This is a genomic window from Bradyrhizobium sp. 192, assembly GCF_023100965.1.
In the GTDB taxonomy this organism is placed as follows: domain Bacteria; phylum Pseudomonadota; class Alphaproteobacteria; order Rhizobiales; family Xanthobacteraceae; genus Bradyrhizobium; species Bradyrhizobium symbiodeficiens.
Map to the genome: position 1 here is coordinate 2,385,961 of NZ_CP064690.1, position 24,101 is coordinate 2,410,061.

Here is a 24,101-nt window from a genome sequence, read left to right on the forward strand (position 1 = left end):
TGAGGACTATCCAGTGTCAGGACTATATTGCCGTATGGTTTAAGCCGGCCACGATCATGAAAAAAGACCCGCGCCGGACGCGTTGCTGGAGGCCGCGCGGCGGGAGGGCGATCAAGCCGGAAAACTGAAGATCTTCGTCGGTGCCGCGCCCGGTGTCGGCAAGACCTATGAGATGCTGCAAAGCGCGAATGCAAGGCTGAAGGCGGGCATCGATGTCATCATCGGTGTGGTCGAAACCCACGGGCGGCCCGAGACCGAAGCGCTGCTGAAGGGGCTGGAAGTGCTGCCGCGCAAGCGGCTGAGCTACAAGGACCAGACGCTGGAGGAAATGGACCTGATCGCGCGCCGTCCGCAGATCGCCCTGTCGACGAACTCGCTCATACCAGCGCGCCGGGCAGCCGTCATCCCAAACGCTATCTCGATGTCGAGGAGTTGCTGTCCCGTGGCATCGACGTCTACACGGCGGTCAACGTCCAGCACATCGAAAGCCTCAATGACGTGGTCGCGCAGATCACGCATGTACGGATGCGCGAAACCGTACCGGACAAGATGTTCGACCGCGCCGACGCGATCGAGCTGATCGATCTCACGCCCGACGATCTGGAGCATTATTTCTCGCCGGGCAATCTGACCGCGCTGCGCGAGCTGGCGTTGCGCCGCACCGCCGAGCGGGTCGACGAGCAGTTGCTCACCCACATGCAGGCCAATGCCATTGCCGGTCCCTGAGCCGCGGGCGAGCGCATTTTGGTGTGCCTCAGCGAGGATCCGCGCGCCGCGGGCCTGGTGCGCTACACCAAGCGGCTGGCGGACCGGCTGCATGCGCCCTGGACCGCAGTCACCATCGAGACGCGGCGCAGCCTGCAACTGACCGACGGGCCGCGCGACCGATTGGGCCGACACGATGCGGTTGGCCGAATCGCTCGGCGGCGAGTCCATCACCATTCCCGGTGTCGGCCGCCGCATCGCCGATGATGTCGTTCAGTTCGCCCATGCCAATAACGTGACGCAGATCATCATCAGCAAGTCGGCGCGCCCATGGTGGTTCGAGCTGATGCGCGGTTCGGTGGTGCATGATCTGGTGCGGCGCGCCGCAATATCAGCGTCAATGTCATTGCCGGCGAGGAGCTCGCCGCCGAGCCTGTTCCAAAGAAAACGGTACGCAACGCGGAACGATCCAAACCGTTCGATCCAAAACCGTATTTGATGGTGCTGCTGGTCGTGGCCGTCGGCCTTGCGCCAGCGTCGCGGCCTCGCTGTGCTACAATTTCTTCTTCCTGCCGTCGATCTACACCTTCACGATCACCGAACCGACCAACGTCGCCGCCTTCTTCTTCTTCATGCTGATTGCGATCCTGGTCTCCAATTTCGCGGCGCGGGTCCGCACCCAGGCGGTTACGGCGATCGGCAGGCTCCGCACCACCGAATCGCTCTACGCCTTCAGCCGCAAGCTTGCGGGCACCGCGACGCTGGACGACGTGCTGTGGGCGACCGCCTATCAGACCGCGCTGATGCTGAAAGTACGCGTCGTGCTGCTGCTGCCGGAAGACGGCGTGCTCACGGTATCCGGCTATCCGCCTGAGGATGAACTCGACAGGGCCGACCTTGCAGCGGCGAACTGGACCTGGTCCAACGATCGCCCGGCCGAACGCGGCTCGGATACGCTGCCGGGCGCCAAGCGGCTGTTTTTGCCGACCGGCCGCGGGCTGATCGGCGTCATCGGCACCATCGTCGACTGCGTCGAGCGGCCCGACCTGGCGGCGGGCACCGAAGAACTCTCTAACGCGCTACAGACCGTGCGCGCCCTCGACGACCAAGCTCGTCGGGTTGACGACAGCTCGCGAGAACCAGTCGCTCGCTGGTATCCTCGGTTGCTGGCTGGAGAGCCGTCGCGAACACCTCTTCGTCGACGACGAGATGCTGAAGGATTTGAAACGGTCGGCACCGTCGTCGCCGAGCGCGGTGCTAGGCACGACGTCCCAGGCCGGCGAGGCTCATCCGGAATGGAACGTAGTGCTGCCTAGCGAATTCCTCCATCCTTCGTTCGAAGGTGGCTCTCCTGAAATGGCGCCATGATCTCGGTAGAACGCCTGGAGAAGCTTTCCAGTGAACTGTCATTCGAAGCCGCGACAATCGAACGCGTGGTCCGCCTCATAGACGTGCTCGACCGGCCCCACCAAGGACAGGGAGATCGGCCATCTCTTCGCTTTGAAAGGAGGTACGGCGCTCAACCTGTTCTATCTCGGTCTCGATCGTCTGTCGGTGGATATCGACTTGAACTACGTCGGTGCCGAAGATCGGAAAAAACGATGCTCGCCGACGAGGCGCTCATCATGAAAGCGTCTGCCGCTCCTTATGGGGAACTACGGCTACGAACTCTTCCGAACCCCGCGCGACGAACACGCCGGCGAAAAGTGGCGCTTCAGGTACGTTTCGGCCCATCGGCGGCCCGGCACGATCGAGGTCGACGTCAACTACATGTACCGCACGCCGTCGTGGATCTGCGCGAGAGCGCCGCCGGAAAAGGCGTCGCGATGGCCGCGCGCTGCGCATCGCGCGATCTCTACGACGCATGGCGCCTGCTGCACATCCGCGGGCTGGATTGGAAACAGGTCAAGCTCGCTACGCTCGCGATCGGGGCGGCCACACGGGACCTGAACTGGCGGACGGCCTCGCTGGACGGATATAGCTACGACACCAACGAACTCCGCGGAAAATTGCTGACCGTCGTGAAGAGCGACATGTTCGACAAGGACGGCCGCCCGAAGCCTGGTGCGAGCTCGTGCTGGCCGAATGGCAAGAACGACTGGCGCCCTTGTTCGAACATGATCGCGGCGAGATGTCGTTCCTTGATGCTCTCTACGAAGAGGGACGGATCGACGTCAGCAGTCTCCAAGGCGATGCCGCCGTCAAGCACGCGATAGAGAACTTCCCCGCGCTGCAATGGAAGGCTCTGAACATCAGGAATCACAACGCCGGTCTTCCGCGCTTGTGGGCAGGCTCCGACGTTACGCCAGAGGGAGAGTAGAATTTCTCCTTATTTGTCACACCAGGACGAAACGGGAGAGCGGGAGAACGGCGGCGGATGCCCGTTTCAGCCGTCAGCGGGTTCGTGCACCGTTAAACCGAGACGCCTCGCGTGATCGAGCAGATGCTCGACCGACGAGGACGCCCATTGCCAGCCGCCGCCCGGCGTCCGCTCCCAGGTGCCCCGGAAGAAGGCAAACGCCCGATCGTGCGCGTCGAACACCATCTCCTGGCTTTCGCGCAGATAGCACTGACGAAGAACATCCGGCTATGGCACAGCCGCATATGCGCCACCTTCACCGTCGCGTCACCCCGTTCAGAACAACGATCTCGTGGCTCCAGTGACTGGTAGGCTTCGCCCGGCGCGAAGATCAGCGGAACATACGGATCGCGGCGGCGCTGCCCCGCTCTTCCTCAATGGCCCGCACATGCCGCCAGACCGAGCTGTAGCTGCCGTCATAACCAAGATCACGAAGCTGCTCAAAAATCCGGATCAGCGTCAGCCGTTCCCGCGACGGCTTCGTCGCATTGGTCGCCAAAAGCCACTCAAGCTCATCGCGCCATGCACCCAGCCGAGGCAACGGCTGATGCTTGCGCACGTAGCGGAACTCCGTTTGCCCCGAACGCAGGACCTTGCGGACCACCTCCCGAGAGACCTTCAATTCCCGGCAGATCTGCTTGATGGATATGAACCAGCGAAAGCCGGCTCATCTTTGCAATCGGCTTCACAACCAACATCCAAAACAAATGCCTCCGATGAAACCGGAAGCAGTGTCACGCCCCTGCGTTAAGGGGGGCCCGTTTGGATGAAAACGACCCCTCAAGCAGGGTCCTTATTCCATGAAAAATCACACTGCGGTCCTATTGAGCGCCGAAACGGCAGGTCATGCCGGATGCCGAGCACCGCGCACAGGGGCTTCAACAATAGGGTGGAGAATTCCCATTTGCCGCTGCGAAAGCGGGAGCGGACGATGCAGGGCTTCCGTTCGCCGGGGAAGCCTGCAGCGCTTCGTCTCGATATTCTCAACCTTCCGTAATCTCTTCGTCCCAGCCAGCTCAAGACGCTCCTCAGATAAGGTGACAGCGCCCGATCGCAGGCCCAGGCGGCCTGACCTGCGGCCTTCGCCGGCCGGTGTAGGCCGCAGCCCGATTCATTAACGCTTGAGCCAGGTCTCGGATTTTCTTTATCGGTCCGGGAGAACGCCTCCGTCAGCCAATCGTCAGCCAGACGGTCTATCTAGGCCTGCCGCGCCTCATCAGCCTGAACCCAATGCAAACGCAGGAGTGCCAATCATCATGTATGGTCGAATTGGTGCCTCGTTCGATGTCCACTACGGTGGCGAAGCTGACGAAGCGAATCAGTCGGGAGCCACCGGGCAAACGGACGTAGGAAGCCAAAGATTCGCGAACCTGTTTGCCCGGATGCATTTGGCCGGAGTGGTTCTACCGGCAATTCATCTTCGCGTAGATGGACGAAGAACGGTCCCGGTGAAAGGCAGCGCGCAATCAAACCTCCACTCTGTCTCTGAAAAACTGAGGATAGCGAGTGCGGCGTGATGCGATCGCGTGCCAGTCTCGGCCGATCTTGGGCTGCTGGCGTGTACTTTGGCCAGGATCTAGGCCGCGCCGTCTCGGGTCCGGGCTGACCATGACGGTTGCCGAAAACATGCCGCAGGTTCCTCAGACCTCATGCCATGCGCCATCTGGGCGATTGCACTTATGGGCCAAAGCCTTGATACACCATGGCTGAGCGACATCAGCCCGCAACATCATAAGCAGCGATTCTCGCCTTTATCAGAGATGGAATATGACGGGCATTGGCCGATCTGGCAGATCGCGCATTGGGGATGCTGGAGCCGGATCGAGCAGTTCACGCTCGCACTCAAGCCTAGCCCCTGGGGAAGGCAGTCAATCGTTCGATTCCGTCGTGGAGCGGATGCGCTCTGGGCCCCAAGATAGAGGGACGCCCTCCGCTAGCATGGCGCGCGGTGCCGACGATGCCCTTGGCGACAGGTCTTCCGGTCCCTCCGTTGGCCCAGATCGAATCCTAGGCGCTGCGCCACGTGCAGTCACTGCGCGGCGGCGCGGCTTTCCCTCAGTGTCGGAGGGTGGAGACACAACGCCGGTCGCCAGCCAGCCGCCAACTTCGGGTGTGGCAGTCTCCATTTCCTCATCAGAGGAAGAAATCAACGCAACAAAGCGACACATGGATCGCCTGGTTGAGGAACTTGACGCTTGCCGTAATGCGGCCTTGCACGCCCAGAACTCGGAGGAGGCGCAAGAGCTGAGCGATCGGTTCATCAAAGCAGGTTCGGCAGTTCTGGAGTACTACGCGAGGCTGCGCCCGGCCGTGGCGCGGAGCATTCTGTCCGACGCTGAGGTCCGTCGATACCGCTATGCCGTGCTCGATGCGGCCCACCAATGCAACGCACTGGCCTCATCGACTATCGCCGCCTTGCAAGAGCGCAGAAAGAATTCGGCAGCCCTGTTCCAGCGGATTTTCGAATCCAACGCTACCCCCGACCAGCTGAGCCGAGTGGCTTCCAGTGTGGCGAAGGAGCATGCGGCTTGCATGGAGTGGTGGGGAAAGAAGCTGTTGCGCTCGGAACGGATGGTGTCCGTCTGCGAGGCCACCTCCAACTTGCCAAGCACGACGCCCGAGATGCGGAAGCCCGAAGAGGCCGCACTACGCCTGAATACCGGCTTGGTACTTCATGCGGGGTACATGCGTCTGCAATCGCGGATTGCGCTCGCGCAGCTTATGATTGAGTCTCAGGCGAGCACGTTTGAACCGGCCGTGAGGGACGCCCTCATGGGTGAGAACGGGGGGGTGCATCTGCTCGGGACCTTTGTCCAGGATGTTAATCCGGCATTCCTCTCGACGGAGGAAGCCGTTCTGCACAACGACGGAGCGGCACTCGACGCAGAGCACTGCACCGTTCTGGAAGGAGTCATGGAACGGCTTTCGGAATTTGCGTTGGCGTTGCACGACGACATCCTTGCCAAGCTAAGCGATAACCGAACAGGTGCCAGCCTGCCATTCGAACTGTTGGGCCAGATCGTAGACGACGCACGGATCACTGCGCACGAGGTCATGCACTTCCTGGCACTGCAGCTGAAAACGTCAGCCATCATTGCATCGCCTGCCGACGCTGGCGCTACGGTACCGGCCGACACTGCCGGCAAGGCAGCGGCGGCCAAAGGCACCGCTGCGCGCAGGGAGGGGAAAGGCAACCGCAAGCCGGCTGCTGATGCCGCGAGTTCGGCCGGGCGGCCCGAGCCGCAAGTCGCCGCGGGCGACAGCGACACCGCGCCGGCGGACAAGGTTCTCGTGCGCTCGGATCTAGGTACGAAGAAGCTTGTGAGCGCCAAGGAGGCGCATGCGAGTGCGTCGTCGGCGGCGGCACACTCGGCGGTCTGGCAGGCCCCGGCATCGACGGAGGCGTTGGCGCCACTGGTCAAGCGGTCGGACGAACTTTTGCAGTTCGATCTGGCTGGTCAGCAAAGGACCGTCTCGCAAGCGCGCCAGATGAAGCCCGAGGACGCCGATCACGTAGTGGGCATCGTGGTCGAGCGCCTGCAGACGCAGCCCGCCGAGATGCAGGCCTGTCTGGACCCGCTGGAAGAGCCTGGTCGACGCGGCCTGCTCACGCCTGCGCATGTGCACGAAGTGCACGAGAAAACAGTCCGGCTCAAGATGAAGTTGTCCGAGGCGCAGGGACTGGCGAAGGCGGCGAACCCGGAATCAAGTCTTGCCCCTGGGGAAGGCAGCCAATCATTCGATTCCGCCGAGCGGATGCACTCTGGGCCTCAAGATAGAAGGAAGTCCTTCGCTCGCATTGCGCGCGGTGCCGATGATGCCCTTGGCGACAGATCTTCCGGACCCTCCGTTGGCGCACATCGGATCCTGGGCGCTGCGCCAGGTGAAGCCACTGCACGACGGTGCGGTTTTCCCCCAGTGCCGGAGGGTGGAGCGCCAGGTCGAGAAGAAACCTTTTTAGGTTCTGATGACAAACCCTGGCTCGGCAATAAAGGATCCAGAAGCTCGCAACCAGACACGGTGCTACCCCATAGGCAAACGGAGTCCGACCCGGGTGCAGGACCGGGAAGGCGGCGTTTCGTCCATGTAGCCGAACAGAGCTTCAAGCGTGGATACTCGGAAAACCTACTTAATAACGCTTTACATGACATTTCCTTCGCTGGCGACATCACTAAATTCTCGTGCGCTGTGGTGGAGTATGACAGGAAGCTGCAGGGTCGAGCGGACCACGCAACATTCCTGCAAAAGGCCGCTTCCGAGTTCAAACGCGAATTTGTCCCAAGATGGGAACAAGATATCCGCGCCCGGAATACATGGGGGTACGCCACCTCATGCAACACCATGAGCCGGGAGGCTGGAGGTCAGGCAGGCGTGGAAGCGTGCAGGGCCATGGCAGCTCAGGTGTCGAGCCTCGGCAATGCACTAAACGACGTCGAAAGCAAAACGCTTTCCCTATTCGTATTGTCGTTCAGTCGATATCCCGGGGTGGCGGAATGTCGCAATGGAATGATCCGAATCGCCAGATTTTTTCGTGAGCAACGCGGAGCACTTTCGGAGCTCAACGCTCAAAGTCTCGCCCTGCTGGTCAACGGCTTCAGCAAGTGCCCGGAACAGGAGAACTCTCGTGAGGCCACAATAGCAGTTGCCGCTGAGATTCGACGCCGCGCTCCCGGGCTCTCTGATTTTGGTCCGCAGAGCCTGGCTATCGTGGTGAACGGTTTGAGCAAGTGGCCGGAAGAGGCGGAGTGTCACGGTGCTATAAGGGCAATTGCCAGCGAGGTCCGTCACCGCGCGGGCCGCCGCGACGTCTGGCTCTCTGACTTTGGTCCGCAGAACTTGGCTACCGTGGTGAACGGTTTGAGCAAGTGGCCGGGAGAGGCGGAGTGTCGCGGTGCAATGAGGGCAATCGCCGTCGAGGTCCGTCGGCGCGCGGGTCGCCGCGATGTCTGGCTCGCTGATTTTGATCCACAGGCGTTGGCGAACCTGGTGAACGGCTTCAGCAAGTGGCCGCAGGACTGTCGAGATGCTATAGTTCAAATCGCCGTCGAGGTCCGTTACCGCGCGGGCCGCCGCGATGTCGGGCTCTCTGATTTTGATCCACAGGCGTTGGCGAACTTGGTAAACGGCTTCAGCAAGTGGCCGCAGGACTGCCGAGACGCTATAGTTCAAATCGCCGACGAGGTCGTCCATCACCGCGGCGACCGGCTCTCCAATTTTACTCCCCAGCACTTGTCGAACCTCGTGAACGGCTTCAGCAGTTGGCCGGAGGGGGCGAAGTGCAACGACGCTATACTTGCAATCGCCGACGAGGTTCGTCGCCGCGCTGGCCGAGCGGACCGGCTCTCCAGTTTTACTCCCCAGCACTTGTCGAGCTTGGTGAACGGCTTCAGCAGGTGGCCGGAAAGGACAGACTGCCGCAGCGCTATAGTTGAAATAGCCGACGAGGTCCGTCGCCGCGCCGACCGGCTGTCTGGGTTTGATCCGCAGGGTCTGGCGAACCTGGTGAACGGTTTCAGCAAGTGGCCTGATGAGACGGGCTGTGGCGACGCCACGCTGGCGATCGCCGGTGAGGTCTGTCGCCGCGCCGACCGGCTATCTGGGTTTGATCCGCAGGGTCTGGCGAACCTGGTGAACGGTTTCAGCAAGTGGCCTGACGAGACGGGCTGTGGCGAAGCCACGCTGGCGATCGCCGGTGAGGTCTGTCGCCGCGCAGACCGGCTTTCTGGGTTTGATCCGCAGGGTCTGGCGAACCTGGTGAACGGTTTCAGCAAGTGGCCACAAGAGGAGAACTCACGTCACGCCACCGTTGTGATCGCCGGTGAGGTGCTTCGCCGCGCCGACCGGCTCTCCGATTTTACCTCTCAGCACCTAGCGAATCTGGTGAACGGCTTTAGCAAGTGCCCACAAGAGGAGAACTCACGTCAGGCCACCGTTGTAATCGCCCATGAGGTCCTTCGCGCCGACCGGCTGTCTGATTTCACTCCGCAGGGTCTAGCGAACCTGGTGAACGGTTTCAGCAAGTGGCTGCAAGAGCAGGACGCTCGCCAAGCCACAGTCGCGATTGCCAACGAGGTCTCTCGCCGTGACAACCGGCTCTCTGATTTTACTCCGCGGGAACTGGCGATCCTGGTGAACGGCTTTAGCAAGTGGCCGGAAGAGGCGGTGTGCCATGGGGCGATAATCGACATAGCGGGCAAACTCGGCTCGGGAGACCTCCGATTCGGAGCGTTCACCACAACTCAGCTCAGCATGATAGCCAATGCTCTCGGGCGAGGTGTCACGAGGGGAGAGGGCACTGGAGAGATCATACAGACCGCTCTGCTGAAGAATCGGCTGCACGGTATGGCCCACTACCTTCACTATGCCAGTGATCGCCTGGAGCAGACCCAGGTTCTGAACATCGCCATGATTTTCAAAGCGCTGGCTAAGGCTCAATTGTTTGACGATCTCGGTTTGCTCGCACGCACGGGGTTAGACCGGCTGGCGGAACTGCATCGTGCCCCTGGCTTTGCCGCTGAGAACGACCTCGAAACCATGGGTACTCTCTGCGTCGCTCTCCTGCCGCTGGCGCGCAGCCCGCACCTGCGCTGGCACCGGAGGCGGGCTTTAAACTTGCTGAACGACATTCAACCGATCGTCGAGCACAAGATCGAGGGGCATCTCAAAGCAAGCGATGCCGAGCGAGCCCGAGGGCCGTACTCGAGCCGTTGCCCCGCCTTGTCGATCTATCAAACGCTCAAGGCCCGTGCGGTTTTCGCGGCATTGTTCCGCCGGCCCTATATCGAAGGCAAGAAGTCCGATTTGCGGGTGAGGCAGGAAGAGCTGCAGCGCAAGACTAAGGAGATTTTGGACAAAACGGGCGGCCTCGTCGAAGGCGATCTTTCCAACATGAGCTGGAACCTGATGGCGGAGATCGCGGCGGAGAGTCCGGTCGATGCGCTGGACACGTTCTTGGCGCAGAATGCGGCGACGGTCCAGGCCCAACATCCAGCGTCCGTGTTCGACGTCCATCAGGTGTTGCGAACCATGGCCCACGAGCCCAGACCTCCGCAGGGTGACGCGGGACTTATGCAGTTGTCAGTGGTGGACATGCAGGGCCGGCCAGTGGCCACGGAGCCCGAGACACGCTATTCGATTTTTCATCGCCTGACCTCGGGGGTTTTGCCCGTCGTCGCGGTCCAGCTGCCAGGAAAGCCGAGCGCGTTCATGCTGGCGCGTACGGTCACCGTCCAGGGTGTGCCATACCGCATGGACCTGTTCGGCGGAAGCAAGTTAAAGCCGCCCAAAAAGCCCGTGTCGCAGATCGCCGGCCGCCTTCCAGGTGTGGCGAGGGCAGAGTCCTCCGGGGGAAAGCTGCTGGCGATTCCGTATGCCGAAACGGCGCCGGGCACAGCGTTCGAGCAGCTGTCACGTGCCTGGGCCCCTTTCAAAGAGGCATACTATTACACTCAGCGCAGGGGTTTTGCCGCGCCGCCGGCAATCAAGGACCTAGGTCCTCGGGACTACGCGCTGGAGGGCGCCTTCAAACTGTCGCTGCTGCCGGACCGTCCTGCCAGCGAGGAGCATCCCTTCAAGCTGACTGGGCCAGAAGGCCCGATCGCCTTGCGGCCGCATGATGGTTGCGGTTTTATCAAGGCCTCGCTGGCCAACCGTATGCCAGCTGTAAATCGCGCCCGCCGACAGGAAGGTCCTGATCGGGTGCCTGCCTTTGCTGAGGGAAGAAGAATGTCCGTTCCCGCATCGGCGCTGCAACACTATCCCCGAAGCGAGCCGGTGACCGATGAGGCGCGGGAGAAGGCCAAAACCTGGCTCGAGAGCAGACAAGGGCGAGAGTTGACGTCTGAAGAGTTGTTTCGCACCGTGACGGCCGGACACATCGACGGTCCCGGCGCGGTTGCCGTACCGTCCAGCGATGACTGTCTCCATGTGCCGACGCTCAAGAGCGAGACGTTGATGGGGGCGAGCGGCGTGCTGATCGGGCGCTCGCCCTACGACAAGCCCAATCTGCGCCCGTTTGCCGCCGAGCGAGTCAAGTCGGCCGTTGAGGGGGACGCGACCGCTGTGTTCCTCGAAAACTGCACAGCCATCCAATACAGCTTCAATGTCGCGCAGAAGTCGGGGAAGGAACTGGCGGGCGACGATCCGACTTTTTTTGCCAAAGGCATTCTGATGGTTGTGCCGGATAAGATGTGGCCGGCCGGCTACGCCGACCGTGGGCTGGTGTTGTCTGCCGAGGACGTCAAATGCCATTCGAGCTGGACCTCGAGCAAGGACCGCGCCAAGGTGGACACGCCGCTCGAGTGCGTCGGCATCCTGCAGGCTACCGAGGTGTTCGCTCCGGGCTCGTTGGTTGCCGTCCCGATCGGTGAACAGAAAAAACTTGACGGAGACTTCGACGGGGACACCGTCGTCATCGTCGGCGACCGGCCGCAGCTTTATGAGCATGTGCGCCAGTTCGATCGCAAGGAGCAAGCTCTCGGACTTCCGTCGCTGAAGCCGCCAAAGTCGCATACCCCGGCGCTTGAGGGCGACAATTACCAGTTCGGTCGCGCCCGCCAGATCCTCGCCGCCACGCAGGATGTCCTGGGAACCTATAGCTGCCTGCAGCGAAACTTTCTGGCTCAATCCCATGAAGCACAACGCTGGTTTGCCGAGCGTGCTGTCTTTGGCACCTATGAGGGCGTTCACCACGAGCTCAGGCGAGAGATCCGTCAGCTTTTGGGCCAGGAAGAGGTGAGTAGCCAAGATATCCAGAACACGTTTGCGAGAGCGAGGAGCGAGATTGAGGTCGCCAAACATCTGGTTGCTCGCGAAATGGCCGAGTTGCTCGTCGACAACCTAGCGGCATGGGCAGTGAAGCCGAATGAGCAACCCCTGCCCGAAATAATCGAAAGCTCGAACGCCGCAAACCCGAGCCTCAGCGCAAGGCTCTGCAACCTTTTCCCGGATCTGGCGGAGACCTATCCGGCAACGCCTCAGCCACGAGACCGCATCCAGCTTTTACTCGACCACTATCCTCCTCGCATCGATCCCCGCCCGGATGGTTACAATGCGGACGACCTCGTAAAAAGCGCAAACAACTTGCTGAGCCTCGGCATCAAGGTCGGCACCGACGCCTATAAATCCGATACTGGCGCCAACCTCTTTTTCCAGAAGAGCAGTCATCTTCAGCGGCTCCTCTACGAGACGCCGGGCTTGAAGTCCGTGCCCTACGTCAAGGGCGTGGCGGCGACCCTCGCCCGCGGAAGGTTTGATGTCGATGCGACCTTGGAGGATCTGAGGGACAACCCCACTCTGGCGGCTTCAATCATGGAGACCTCGATCAAACTCGCTGCGGAGCAGGGCATTTTGCGCAAACCGTCCGGCCTCCGGCCAGCCGCTGACGATGCTGACATGATCACGCTGACCCGCGAGCAGGCCTCAGAACGCGCTCAAAATGAGGCTGGCCGAGCTATAGCCGAAGAGAGGAAAATCACCGCAGCGGCACGCGAGGTTGCCGGAATCCTTGCGCAAGCCGGCATCGAGGTGAAGATGCCCCATCTGGAGCGCCGCTTGAAATCGCATGCCTCCATGACAGATCAGCTCACCGGAATGAGCATCCCACCCAGCAGCGCCCCACAGCTCTTCAGCAACGCGGTACGCCACGTCTTAGAAATTCCTGACAAGGATTTTACACGTGCCTTCAAGAAAGCCATGCTGGCCTTCGAGGAGCGGGACTACACCGAACGCCAGACAACCAACTGGTTCAGAATGCGCAGTCCGACTTTCGTCGGCATCAAGACAGTGCTCACCACGGCGGACTCTTATCGCTTCGAAGTGGAGTTCCACACGCCAGGCAGCTATCAAGCCAAGCTTGCCAATCACGACAGCTATAAAATTCTCGGCAGGCTGCGGCGGCAATCAAGGGAGGATGCTTTGGAGCAAGCTCAGGCCGAGAAACTGGTGCAGCGGACGAGAGAGGTTTGCACAGAGATTGCGATCCCCGACGGCGCCCTGGGCATACCCCACTGGGGAGCCGAAGGAGATCGTAAGGACGGTGCCGCTGCGGCATTTGGATTGCGAGCTTTCGATGAATCAAGAATGCCCGAGATCGCCAGGTCAACGGAGGCAAGAGAGATTATCGCGGCGACTTGTTCACACCGCGCAAAACCAGGGTGAGCCGCAGCTCCCCTGTGCGGTTCTGACCGGAATGGTATCGCCGATGTGCGGAAGCGAACAGAACAGCCATTTTGCCTGTGAGTAAGCTCGCGCTCGCTTGGCCCTTCTAAGGTTCAAGCGCCTCCAGCGGCCTCGGCCTCCACGCCCCCAAAAGTCCCCATGGCCGAGGCCGTCTTTAAGGCTACCGATGGCCCCATGGCGCCGATGGACCCTTCGACATTCAAATGGAAAGTTCCGAACCTCGGCGCCGAGCCGGCCACAGACGCCTCAAACGAACCGCGGCTCGACGTCCGACAACCGAAACGAACGCTATGGCTGCACCAGTCCTCTCCGGCCGCCTTAAGGAAGCTCTGCAAGTCGTAGGAAGTTTGCGAACAGTACGTCCCCTTGTGGGGTGAGTATCGACTCTGGATGGAACTGCACGCCATATGTTGGTTGATCGCGATGGGCGAGGGCCATGAGTTCCGCATCATCCGAGCGTGCTGTCACCGTCAGGTGACGGGCAGATGAAGGATCCAATTCGACGATAAGCGAATGGTAGCGCCCCACACGAAGTGGAGACGGTAGTTCTTTGAAAAGCCCGCCGCCTTCATGTGTGACATACGAGGACCGACCGTGCATAGGACGACGGGCGCGCGTTACGCGTGCGCCGAACACCGTCCCAATGCACCGGTGTCCGAGACAAATCCCGAGAATTGGCACCTGACCCGAAAGTTCACGAACGACGGCTGTCGATATTCCAGCCTCAATTGGAGTGCACGGACCGGGGGAGATGACAACCGCGCGGGGCCTGAGGTCAGCAAGTTCGCTCACGTCCATCGCGTCGTTCCGGACGACACGTGTTGCTGCACCAAGCTTGCGAAAATATCGCGCAATGTTGAAGACGAAAGAGTCGTAGTTGTCGATAATGACAATCAAGATGCACCGGCGTCTTCAGCAATGAATGCGCGAAAATGCGCTCTGCCTTTGCAAGGCTCTCCTCATATTCGGCGGCCGGATCGGACATTGCTGTTATCCCGGCCTGCATGGAAGACGGCCTGGCCGTCGCCGATCGTTACGGTGCGAATGGCAATATTTACATCCATATGTCCATTGAATCCTATGTAGCCTATGGCCCCGCAATACACCTCTCGCGCCACACGCTCGATATCCAAGATAATTTCCATCGAGCGTACCTTGGGAGCTCCGGTAACTGAGCCGCCGGGAAAGCAGGCCCTAAGTAGGCCTACGGCATCCTCTCCGTGTGCTAGCTCACCCGTAACGACGGACACGAGATGGTGCAGTGAGGCATAGGACTCGAGATTGCATAAGGACGGGACGTGGACTGATTCAGGCGTGCAAACGCGCGAGAGATCATTGCGCAGGAGGTCGAGGATCATGGTGTTCTCGGCGCGGTCTTTCTCCGAATGTACCAGCGTCTCAGCGCGACGCCGGCCTTCCTCGCAATCAGCAAAACGCGCCACCGTCCCCTTGATAGGTCGCGTTTCGACCTGTCGCCCGTCAAACTTTAGGAAACGCTCGGGCGAGCTCGATGCAATGGTGAGCTTGCCATACCGAAGAAGGGCGGCAAAGGGAGCCGGATTCATTTTCCGCAGCTGACAATAGAAGGCTATCGGATCGAACGAGTTCGCCAGGCGAGCGCTGAAGCGCTGCGCAATGTTGACCTGGAAGGCGTCACCCGACAGAATGAGATCAATCACGCGCTGTACCGCCGCGATGTATCCCTGGCGACTGAAGTTTGAATGCCATGAGCCGGCCTCGCCTGGTTTAAAATCAGGAGGAGGGGCTGAGACTGTAAGCAGCCCAGCAAATCCTTCGGCTCTTTGGCGAGCTCTCTCACGCCGGCGAACTGGATCCTGCTCCGGCCACCCGGTAGAAAGGATCCAGCATCTATCATGGCGATGATCGAAGCTTATCACGACGTCGTAAAGATGTAGGAGTGCCTGAGGCAAGCGATGCCCCCGATGGTCGGCACCGGCAATCGCTCCAGTGTCCTGTTCAGCTCGTATCCAAAAAAGCCGGCGGCGCCGCCCTGGAATGCCCGGAGATCGGCGCGATGTATTTGCGGATAGTTGGCTAGCAGAGCGCGAAGTGCCGCCCACGGATCGCCCACAATGGACTCTCCGTTGCAAATACCTCTCCCGTCCGCGATGATGTAAGTGCTGAAGGGATCGCACGTCACATACGAGTACTGCCCGAGCACCGCGTGTCTCGATGCGCTATCCAGGAACGTGAGGTGCCTCCGATGCGCGAGGCGTCGCATGGCTATGAGGGCTCATTCCACTGCAGTTCCAATACATGCATTAGTCTGTCGCTCAGCGATACATGGCCGATTGTAATCCCGTCCGGCGAAGGCGTGCTTCATGGGCACCCAAAACCCCCTACTTGCCTGCCAGGTTAATTACGCCCGCGGGTAGGGCCTGCCAAATGGCTCCGCATCTGTTGACATGCTGTAATCGGCCGCGAGACGTAGCTCTCGGAGCGGTCTTACCTGCCGGATCGACTCCTGGTGAAGCCCGTGCGCCTTATAGGCTACGAGTTCGACTTCGTCGTCGAATTCACCGTAGACGATCACGTCAATTTCGTTGCCAAGCCGGTCACTCTTGCGGTTGCGAGCGACCTCAAGCCGGCGTGCGTGCGGGATTTTGGCGAGTACGGAAAGGCCGTCGACTATTTTGTCGACATGCGCCTTATCTTTTGCGGTGAAGAATACGATGTGTCGAATCATAGATGACCGTCGGTAATCGCGAACTGCGGTTTGACTTCGCCCAAAGCGACAGATGCCTCATCGCAAAGTCTGCAAGCCTCGGGCAGCCGTTCAGATGCCACTGCAGGGCAGGCGCCCTGCACCATCGCGGTGGCGGGTGTTTAGCTAGCTGTTCTTCCTCCGCTATTACACAAGGTAGACAATCTCTGAGACGAAATTCTGCATCGAAGTAAGGAACCGCCTGATCATAGTCGCTAGGACAACTTCAGTAGATGCTTCCGTCGACGGTCATTAGCTTCGCGCGGATCTCGTGCATGAAACGGTCTCACTTGCAGGATCGGCGCATAAGAACTGCAGCAAAATGCGCTCCTTCGTTGAACACAGGCAGGGTCACCAAACAGAAGGGGGAAGGCCGCCGCCAGCCCCTGAAGCGATGACATCGACGCGTGACTTCAAGGTTGATTCCGCTCTTCGGCTGATCACCGCAGAGAGATGATCGTGAAACGACTTTCAATCGCGGAACGTGGCGATAGTCTTAGCCATACATGTCGCCTGGGAGGAGCTTATCGTTTCGGCGCTGCTCGTCGCGAAGCAACGAAGAAAGGTAGTACCTGGTGTACACGCTTGCCTGGAGGCGCTTCCAACGCGCAGCTGCATCGCGCCGGAAGGCTGCGCTGCCTTCCGGAAAGTCGCTGAAATGCTGCTCCGCCTTCGCCAAGTTTTGGGAAAAATGGCCGCCCGAGGTGCCGCGGTTCTGATCGAGCACTCCTAGACGGCCTTCACTTGGACCGCGTTGCTGGCATGGGCGTGAGAGCCCAACGCGCTGGTACATCGGTGGATGCGATTGCCCAGGGAAGCGCGGCTGCCATCTGCTTGACATCAATACAAGTAATTCGATGGTCTATCCTTAAGCAAAGCCTAGCGGAGGCAAGACATGCGCTATCTGCTGTTTATCGCTGCTAGCACTTCCCATGCCACTTGGCTTTGTCTCGCCTTCGGGTGTACGTCCTGCGACACGCTTGGCAGGACGCTCATTGTCTGCAAGGACGTATCTGGGGGGATCCTGGCAGTTGCCAGTTCTCGTTCGGGGATGGACGCCTATTGCGGTATCGACCCGAGACATACGCATTGGCGCGGCGGGTAGAACGATCGCGCTGACAACCAGTACAAGACGCCACGAAAAGACGCACAAGGGAAATGCGGGGTGTTGTTACGAAATCGTGTCTTCGACGAATAGTAGTGGCCTTTGAACGTGTGCAGCAGAAGCTGCTGACCTCGCAATGGCGGCCGCCGCTTAGATTGCGACCGCACTACTGCGCCTTAACCGCGCTTAGCCCTTTTTGCATCGCATGACTTGGCTGGCCGTGTCAAACTGTCGACTCTTCGATGGCCTGACGCTTGGGTTGCCACGGCTACTGCGAATTGAGCAGCAAGCGGACGGCAAGCGCACCGGCGCCTCAGGTCAGCGACGCCTCTAAGCGGCTCGCCTGACAAGTCTGTACGGTCGGGTTATCCACACGCCATCGAATTAGCGGCGGCAGACGCGCGTCTGCATAGCTTTCATGATCTGCTGCGCTGGAAAGCACTCCCATGCTTGCATTTGACGAAGGCGCGGCAGTCACTCCGAGCTCGTTTGAAGGATTTCACCGCGGAATTACGCGCAACGCAATTTTCGGCCGACAGGCAGGGGTTCATCGAACGAATCGATCGCGATATGCCGCTACAACAGAGGGTGAGCGCGAGGCCTGTTTCGGGAGCTGGAAAGTGCCAAGTATCCCGGGGAAGGGATTGCAGCAGGGCATGGTACGCAATTTCTATCAGCTCTGTATGGGGAAGTATGCCGGAGCGTTGATGCAGCGCAGCAGGTGTGAGCGGCAACAAATCCTCTGGCTGCAGTTCAACTTGATGAGGCTCGGAAAAGAACTCGCTCCGGTAGAGTATTGCCTCCCTGGGCAGAGCCAGCCAGTCCGACATGCAAGAGATGCGGTTAAGACAACGCGCAGGCAAATTGCCAGAATGATCGCATCGGCGCGCCCTGAGGCCCAGCGTGACGCAAGGCGCTTCCAAATGACAATTTGAATCTGGGAGTTCTTGCTTGATGGTCGCGCGACCATTGGAGTGTTTATGCACGCGCCTGCTACTTTGGAGGCGTATGTTTCCCTTTCATGGTTGACGAGTTTTCACTCGTCCGCCATAGAAAAAGGGTGGTCCCCCGGGATGCGCGCAATACTCAACTGCTTCGGTCGCAAGAATCGGATTACCGTTCGCCTAGCATATTCGGTGACGCGGGGACTTCGGGAGGGCGGTGGCTTCAAAATCGTAGGCGAGACAGGTGAGATTAAATTGTATCGCTTCCAGCTCCGAAATCGACCTGAGGCCATCTGACGGAACGGATCGAAAATGAGCCACGCTTCGGAAGTATCAGTTGAGCGGATCACGATTCCAATCCTGCAGCGGTGGAAGCAGGAGCGGCGGCGTGTCGTCATGACCACCGCCTACGATGCGGTTACTGCAGGCATCGCTGACCCCATCGTCGACATCATTCTTGTCGGCGACAGTGTTGGCAACGTCTGCCTCGGATTCGACAACACGTTGCCTGTCAGCGTGGCGATGATGAATCATCATCTCGAGGCTGTTGCGCGCACAAGGCCCCGTGCCCTGCTCGTGGCCGATATGCCGTTTCTCAGCTTTCACCTCAGTCCGGAGGAGACGATACGCAACGCCGGAGGATTCCTGCAGCGAGGTGCAGATGCAGTGAAACTCGAGGGCGGGGCCAAGCGCGTGGAAATTGTGCGCGCCCTGGTCGATTGCGAAATTCCCGTCATGGGCCATCTCGGCCTCACCCCGCAGAGCGTCAATATCATGGGCGGATTCAAGGTGCAGGGCCGGAAAGCCGATGACGCTTTGCGGCTGCTTGATGACGCTCACCGTCTGCAGGAGGCCGGATGCTTCGCGTTGGTGCTTGAAGGCATTCCGGCCGAGCTCGCCCAGCGAGCGACCGAATCGCTGTCGATACCAACTATTGGAATAGGCGCGGGTCCCGGGTGCTCGGGCCAAGTGCTCGTATTCCATGACGTGCTGGGGCTGACCGAAAGTCGTCGGGCCAAATTCGTTCGCGCCTATGCAGATGGTTTTCAGCTGTTGCAGGAGGCGCTGTCGCGCTGGGCTACCGATGTCCGCAGTGGAGCGTTCCCGGCGCCGCAAGAGTCCTATCGGCTTCCTGAAAGCCTGGGTGACATCATCGCAAACTGGGCTCCTCCTAAGACAACCTGATGTAAGGTGCTACGATGCAGACGATTACGACGGTCGCTGAGCTTCGTCGTGAACTGGCGAAGGCTTGCAGCGCGGGCAAACGCGTCGGGCTCGTGCCGACAATGGGCTATTTGCACGAGGGCCATCTGGCCCTGGTCAAGGCGAGCCGAGCGCAATGCGACGTCACCGTCGTTAGCATCTTCGTCAATCCGACGCAGTTCGGACCAAACGAGGATCTCAGCAGCTATCCTCGCGATTTCCTGCGCGATGAAAAATTGTGCCGCGATGCCGGTGTTGCGATTGTCTTCGCGCCGGGTGCACGGGAAGTCTATCCGGCTCAATTCGAGACCTTCGTCGAACCGGGCGAATTGGCGAAGCCACTATGCGGGGCTTTTAGGCCTGGGCATTTTCGCGGCGTCGCAACCGTGGTATGCAAGCTGTTCAACATGGTGCGTCCGGACGTCGTGTTTTTCGGGCAAAAGGATTTTCAGCAATGCGCGGTCGTGCGTCGCATGGCAACTGATCTAAATCTTCCGATCGAGATCGTCACCGTGCCAACCGTTCGGGAACCGGACGGGCTCGCGATGAGCAGTCGCAATCGGAATCTGAGCGGGGAAGAACGTCGGCGAGCCGTTGCCATCAGTCGTGGGCTGTTCGCCGCGGCGGATGAGTTCCGCTCAGGAGTGCGGGAGGTGGACAAGCTGATTGCGATCGCGGAGCGGCATCTTGAGACCGTTGATCGGCTGCAATACCTTGAACTTGTCGATGGTGATACGCTCAAGCGCGCCACGAGTCCGCTGCGGCTTCCGGCGGCGCTCTGTGCCGCAGCCTACGTCGGTTCGACCCGGCTGATCGACAACGTACTGCTCGCGTTGCCAACTCTGTAGCGCAATTCAGAACCAAATCGACAAACTGTGTTCTTCTTATCCGTTTCGGCGGTCTCGCCGGTGTAACACTGGAAGTTCCGACGCGGCTGCCCCTCGCGCTTCGCCGCGGCAAGAGTTCTAGCCGGGGTAGATCGAAGTGGTCGAAACTAATGCGCGCGTAGCCCGCATCGACCGGGGGCTTGCGCAATCAATTCCGACTGAAGATGACGCGCGACTGTCTGGGGCAGCGCGTATTCGCCGATCTTGCACTGATCCTTCTTGAAGGAGAGAACATGCGCGTAACGGAACACCGACACGCGATCCGGACGGAGTTCGATGCATTTGGCGCACCGGATCTAGCACTACAGTTGCAATTTTCGGGTGGTTCTGAATCTATGGGCCACCATCATTCGGGATTTGATGATTGGTGGAGCGTCGGTCGAAGATGCGCGACGCTGTGGGCTTCTTTGTTGCGGCAGACCGAGCAACGGATTCGTCCGCTGTTTACGTAGGAGCGGGTCGCGATCTCGGCGGGGCAGCTTTCTCGATGGAATGTTGGGCAACGAGCGCATCCCTCCCGCACACGGACAAGAATCAATGCCGGTCCATGTGCACAGCCAATTCGATGAAGAAGTCGTCAATGGCGAGCCGTGACGGGGGGCGTTGACAAAGACGATGGGTCTAGCAGGCACACAAGCCTCTGCGTACCTTCTATGATCAACTGTTTATGTCGGCGTCTACATCGCGATGTCGGTTGCCACAAGCTCAGGCTACGCAAGCCCAGAGTAACAGGGTTGCAAACCAATCGCCTCGCATTAAGGCCGATTGCGATCGGCGGACAATTTCATCTCGTCGTCAGCTTTGCGACTGAGCCATATTGATTTGTCGCGGATATGACTACGGAAGGCGAGGCCGCATTGGCGCGCTGAAGGGCGTCACGGAATCGCAATACGCGGCCGTGCTCCTTCAGTGCGCGACCGCGCTCATCAATCAGCAAGTATCAAGCTTGTTGAGAGCCCCCGACGCTCCATGCCTAGCCGGCACAGTTGCCCGATCGTATCGAGTCGTCACGTGCGTTTTCGCGGTGGCATCGTATTTGCAATCAAAGATGTTGTCGCGGATCGAACTAGAACAGTGACGACCGACGCGATCCGATATCACGCGCTGAACCGTCCGGCATGGCGGATTGCGCCAACAAACGATGTCCTCTCGACCGCCGAACCTGCGCACTCTCTGTCGCTCGGGAGTCCGTCGTTGGTACAGCGCCCGCAGGTCGTCTATCAATAGGGTCCCTGTCATGGCGTCTGCTGGTCAACCATCCTCTCGGTTAGCAACGCGTCTTGCATTCTTCGTTCCCGGGGTTGGCTTCGGGGCCTGGGCTCCGCTCGTACCATTTGCGAAAGACCGGCTGGCGGCCGATGACGGCGTGCTTGGCCTACTACTGCTCTGCCTGGGTGCTGGATCCATCATCGCGATGCTTCTGACCAGTGTTTTGAGCGCCCGCTACGGCGTCAGGCTGATCATTCTTGTGGGTGGGCTTAGTCTCGCGATCGTCCTGCCGTGCCTCACGACAGCTAGCAAGTTGGCGCTCGGCGTCGCGCTATTCGCCTTAGGCGCCTCGATAGGCTCGATTAGCGTGGCCGCGAACATTCATGCGATGGAGGTGGAGCGCACGGCGGAGTGCCCGCTGATGTCCAGCTTCCACGCTCAATTCAGCATCGGGGGACTTGTGGGGTCTGCAGCCATGACCGCTTTTCTCTCGCTGCAGATTGACGCATTTGTTTCGGCTGTGGTCTGCTCGGGATTGATAGTGATCGCGATCATGCTGGCGTGGCCGCGATTGGTACCAACGGCGCAGGCGGACCAGGGACCGTCGTTCGTTCTGCCGCGTTCCATCGTGCTCCTTCTAGCCGTGATTGCGGCGATCGCCTTCCTTATCGAAGGCGCGATGCTCGATTGGGCTGCCTTGTTGGTCGTCGGCGCTGGTCTTGCTCCAAAGACGCAGGGCGGCTTAGCGTATGTACTGTTCTCCATAGCCATGACGGTGGGACGCCTTGCTGGCGACGCCGTCGTCGAACGGGCGGGGGACCGCGCGACACTTATGTTCGGAAGTCTACTGGCCTTGGCAGGTTTCGGAGCTCTGCTGGCGGCACCGGCGGCCGTCATCGCCATGATCGGCTTGCTGCTCATTGGTCTTGGCCTATCGAATGTCGCCCCGATTCTGTTCCGGCGCGCCGGCACGCAGGAGGCGATGCCCGTTGGTCCGGCGATTGCCGCGATCATGACGGTGGGTTATGCCGGAATTCTCATTGGGCCAGCTGGTATCGGCTTACTGGCCAAGTACGTGGGACTGCCGGCCGCATTTGGGGTCCTAGCCGGGCTCATGTGCCTCGTCGGGCTCTTGGCGCCGATCGCGACGGCGAACACACGGTGAATGCGTTTGAAACGTGAAAGAGCGGCACCCGCGCGCAAGAGAAGCTCCGATCGTGTCTTGTCTCTGATCGAGACGGCAATGAGTTGGCTAGCTGATATCTGCCTGGCGCCGATGATCAGCTACTTTTTGCTGGTCCCAAAGCGGTGCGCTTCTCCGGTAGTGCTTCAGGCCCGGCGATTGGTGGTCCGCGTTCTTACAGAGATCTGCCTTCATGCCTACGATAGGTCGCTTGATGCGCTTGCTGTTCGCCCAATCGTTTCATCCCAGGCTTCTATGCCTATGTGAATCCGCGCTTTCGGCTGCTCGCAAGCTCGAGCGTTCAACCCAATTGCCCAAAGCGGACGTTCGCCGAGCAGGCGTTGATACCTCACGGACTTCGAAATACCGGTATCTGGTATCTCGCAGCCCCTGGACAGGTTTGTGCGGTGGCCTTAATCAATCGAATTCTGCAAGCCCGGTCGATTTGATCATTCTTTCTCGGGACTATCCCGACGTTCGAAGCCGAGACAACCTCGCCAGTGCGGGCGGTGCTCGATAGGGTCGACGAGAGTGAGAAGGACCACGAAATCGGCCTTCGTACGGATCTCGCATGGAAGAGTCTCGAAGTCGGCACCAGAAGAGAAAGCTGGATTGACGCGTACACGACGTGAAGATATTGCAGTTTTTGGTCGGCACGCTTTCTCATGGGCATGGTTGGGTCACTTCGTTCCCTTAGGATGGTGCCACGCTTATCGCAAACCCTGCAGATGAACCGCTCCTTACAACGCGGACGTGTGTCTCTCGCGCCATAATGTTGCTCCGAACGGAGCAAGCCGCGTACCAACTCTTAAAACCAAAGGGTGCAGGCGTGGCCCCTTCTCGGCGCTTCTCCTTGAGCTTGAACGACGGCTGAAAGAAGTTGACGTAGAGTTGCCGCCGAATAGAGGCGGCCCATCACGTGCGCCGTGTCGAGGCCAACGAAGCGGCCGTAGCCCATCAAGCGACGCACAACGCACCATTCTTCTGCTCGACGAAGGCCTGACCGTTCTTGTTGTAGGCACGCGAGCGCGTCACCCCGAGCTTCGGTTGGCGCACCGCGGCGCGAAGACCTCGTTCATGAACCTGCTGTCGTTGTCGAAGTCCACACCGCGTAGAAGCCAGCGGAACCGGCTCTGTGCGTGTTTCATAGCCTCGACAACCAGCGAGCCATCCCGCCTCACCAACGGCAGGCACTCCGTCCAGCCCGTCGCGAATCGGCCATCGTCATGGTCTGGATGAACGATCCCGCCACCGACGTGCCGCCAGGGGCGGCCATGTCGACCTCGCAGAAGCCCGGCCGCGGGCTGTCCAATTAAACGTCCGGTTCGGAACTTCCCGCCGGATGACGCTCATCATACGGCGCGTCTCAACAACATCGATGCGAAAGCGTGGCTCGCCGACGCCTTCGCGCGCATCGCGGACATGCCACAGAGCTGCCTACACCAGTTGCTGCCGTGGAATTAGACGTCGCTCACGTCGACGTCCTCCGCTCAGCGCACGTCAACAGAGTCAATTTCGTCTTCACCATTGGTCGCGTGGCAAAGGACCTCGGCGAGGACGAGGACTGGCTCTGGGATGTGGCCAACGGAGTGGACCCGGTGG

General features: G+C 60.0%; 11 protein-coding genes and 5 pseudogenes. 10 read left to right on the forward strand and 6 right to left on the reverse strand.

Annotated elements, in window-relative coordinates:
• Positions 1 to 82: 82 nt before the first annotated feature.
• The 3 genes and pseudogenes from IVB24_RS10845 to IVB24_RS10855 all read left to right on the forward strand — a co-directional run.
• Positions 83 to 1,721, forward strand: a pseudogene (locus IVB24_RS10845) (DUF4118 domain-containing protein); the annotation flags it as partial.
• Between the two features lie 466 nt (positions 1,722 to 2,187).
• Positions 2,188 to 2,283, forward strand: a pseudogene (locus IVB24_RS10850) (nucleotidyl transferase AbiEii/AbiGii toxin family protein); the annotation flags it as partial.
• A 23-nt stretch (positions 2,284 to 2,306) separates the two neighbouring features.
• Complete coding sequence (locus tag IVB24_RS10855) at positions 2,307 to 2,921, forward strand: hypothetical protein (RefSeq protein ID WP_247772858.1); 615 nt, start codon at positions 2,307 to 2,309, stop codon at positions 2,919 to 2,921.
• Between the two features lie 281 nt (positions 2,922 to 3,202).
• Here IVB24_RS10855 and IVB24_RS10860 read toward each other — a convergent pair.
• Positions 3,203 to 3,762: pseudogene (locus IVB24_RS10860) on the reverse strand (IS21 family transposase); the annotation flags it as partial.
• A gap of 115 nt (positions 3,763 to 3,877) precedes the next feature.
• On the opposite strand from IVB24_RS10860, the pseudogene IVB24_RS10865 reads away from it, so the two are divergent.
• Together IVB24_RS10865 and xopAD are read left to right on the forward strand one after the other, a co-directional pair.
• Positions 3,878 to 4,074, forward strand: a pseudogene (locus tag IVB24_RS10865) (DDE-type integrase/transposase/recombinase); the annotation flags it as partial.
• A gap of 1,156 nt (positions 4,075 to 5,230) precedes the next feature.
• Positions 5,231 to 13,222: a XopAD/skwp family type III secretion system effector gene (gene xopAD / locus IVB24_RS10870; RefSeq protein WP_247772859.1), complete on the forward strand. Its 7,992-nt coding sequence runs from the start codon at positions 5,231 to 5,233 to the stop codon at positions 13,220 to 13,222.
• A gap of 339 nt (positions 13,223 to 13,561) precedes the next feature.
• Here xopAD and IVB24_RS10875 read toward each other — a convergent pair whose 3' ends face one another.
• The 5 genes from IVB24_RS10875 to IVB24_RS10895 form a co-directional block, all read right to left on the reverse strand.
• The gene (locus IVB24_RS10875; protein WP_247350635.1) at positions 13,562 to 14,140 is read right to left on the reverse strand and encodes an aminodeoxychorismate/anthranilate synthase component II; all 579 of its coding nucleotides are present in this window, start codon (positions 14,138 to 14,140) and stop codon (positions 13,562 to 13,564) included.
• Positions 14,141 to 14,202: 62 nt separating this feature from the next.
• A complete protein-coding gene (locus IVB24_RS10880) occupies positions 14,203 to 14,922 on the reverse strand; it encodes an anthranilate synthase component I family protein (protein ID WP_247350633.1) in 720 nt (239 codons plus the stop codon).
• A gap of 215 nt (positions 14,923 to 15,137) precedes the next feature.
• Positions 15,138 to 15,485 (reverse strand): hypothetical protein, encoded by a 348-nt coding sequence (locus tag IVB24_RS10885; protein ID WP_247350630.1) that lies wholly within the window; start codon positions 15,483 to 15,485, stop codon positions 15,138 to 15,140.
• Positions 15,486 to 15,623: 138 nt separating this feature from the next.
• Positions 15,624 to 15,950 carry a Dabb family protein gene (locus IVB24_RS10890; RefSeq protein ID WP_247350628.1) on the reverse strand — a complete coding sequence of 109 codons (327 nt, stop codon included), beginning with the start codon at positions 15,948 to 15,950 and terminating at the stop codon, positions 15,624 to 15,626.
• A gap of 514 nt (positions 15,951 to 16,464) precedes the next feature.
• On the reverse strand, positions 16,465 to 16,695 hold the full coding sequence (locus IVB24_RS10895) for a hypothetical protein (RefSeq protein ID WP_247350627.1): 231 nt from the start codon (positions 16,693 to 16,695) through the stop codon (positions 16,465 to 16,467).
• 1,634 nt (positions 16,696 to 18,329) lie between these two features.
• Between IVB24_RS10895 and panB the strand changes: the two genes are divergently transcribed.
• From panB to IVB24_RS10925, 5 genes and pseudogenes are all read left to right on the forward strand, one after another.
• Positions 18,330 to 19,202: a 3-methyl-2-oxobutanoate hydroxymethyltransferase gene (panB, locus tag IVB24_RS10905; protein WP_247350624.1), complete on the forward strand. Its 873-nt coding sequence runs from the start codon at positions 18,330 to 18,332 to the stop codon at positions 19,200 to 19,202.
• 14 nt (positions 19,203 to 19,216) lie between these two features.
• Positions 19,217 to 20,068: a pantoate--beta-alanine ligase gene (gene panC / locus IVB24_RS10910; RefSeq protein WP_247350622.1), complete on the forward strand. Its 852-nt coding sequence runs from the start codon at positions 19,217 to 19,219 to the stop codon at positions 20,066 to 20,068.
• Between the two features lie 179 nt (positions 20,069 to 20,247).
• Complete coding sequence (locus IVB24_RS10915) at positions 20,248 to 20,559, forward strand: hypothetical protein (protein WP_247350619.1); 312 nt, start codon at positions 20,248 to 20,250, stop codon at positions 20,557 to 20,559.
• A 785-nt stretch (positions 20,560 to 21,344) separates the two neighbouring features.
• Complete coding sequence (locus IVB24_RS10920) at positions 21,345 to 22,481, forward strand: MFS transporter (protein WP_247350616.1); 1,137 nt, start codon at positions 21,345 to 21,347, stop codon at positions 22,479 to 22,481.
• A 1,374-nt stretch (positions 22,482 to 23,855) separates the two neighbouring features.
• Positions 23,856 to 23,963 (forward strand): annotated as a pseudogene (locus IVB24_RS10925) (transposase domain-containing protein); the annotation flags it as partial.
• Positions 23,964 to 24,101: the final 138 nt, after the last annotated feature.

Coding starts and splice junctions, on each gene's coding strand:
- IVB24_RS10885 (WP_247350630.1), bottom strand. CDS start 15,485: ATGCGACGCCTCGCGCATCGGAGGCACCTCACGTTCCTGGATAGCGCA.
- panB (WP_247350624.1), top strand. CDS start 18,330: ATGAGCCACGCTTCGGAAGTATCAGTTGAGCGGATCACGATTCCAATC.
- panC (WP_247350622.1), top strand. CDS start 19,217: ATGCAGACGATTACGACGGTCGCTGAGCTTCGTCGTGAACTGGCGAAG.
- IVB24_RS10855 (WP_247772858.1), top strand. CDS start 2,307: ATGCTCGCCGACGAGGCGCTCATCATGAAAGCGTCTGCCGCTCCTTAT.
- IVB24_RS10890 (WP_247350628.1), bottom strand. CDS start 15,950: ATGATTCGACACATCGTATTCTTCACCGCAAAAGATAAGGCGCATGTC.
- IVB24_RS10920 (WP_247350616.1), top strand. CDS start 21,345: ATGGCGTCTGCTGGTCAACCATCCTCTCGGTTAGCAACGCGTCTTGCA.
- xopAD (WP_247772859.1), top strand. CDS start 5,231: ATGGATCGCCTGGTTGAGGAACTTGACGCTTGCCGTAATGCGGCCTTG.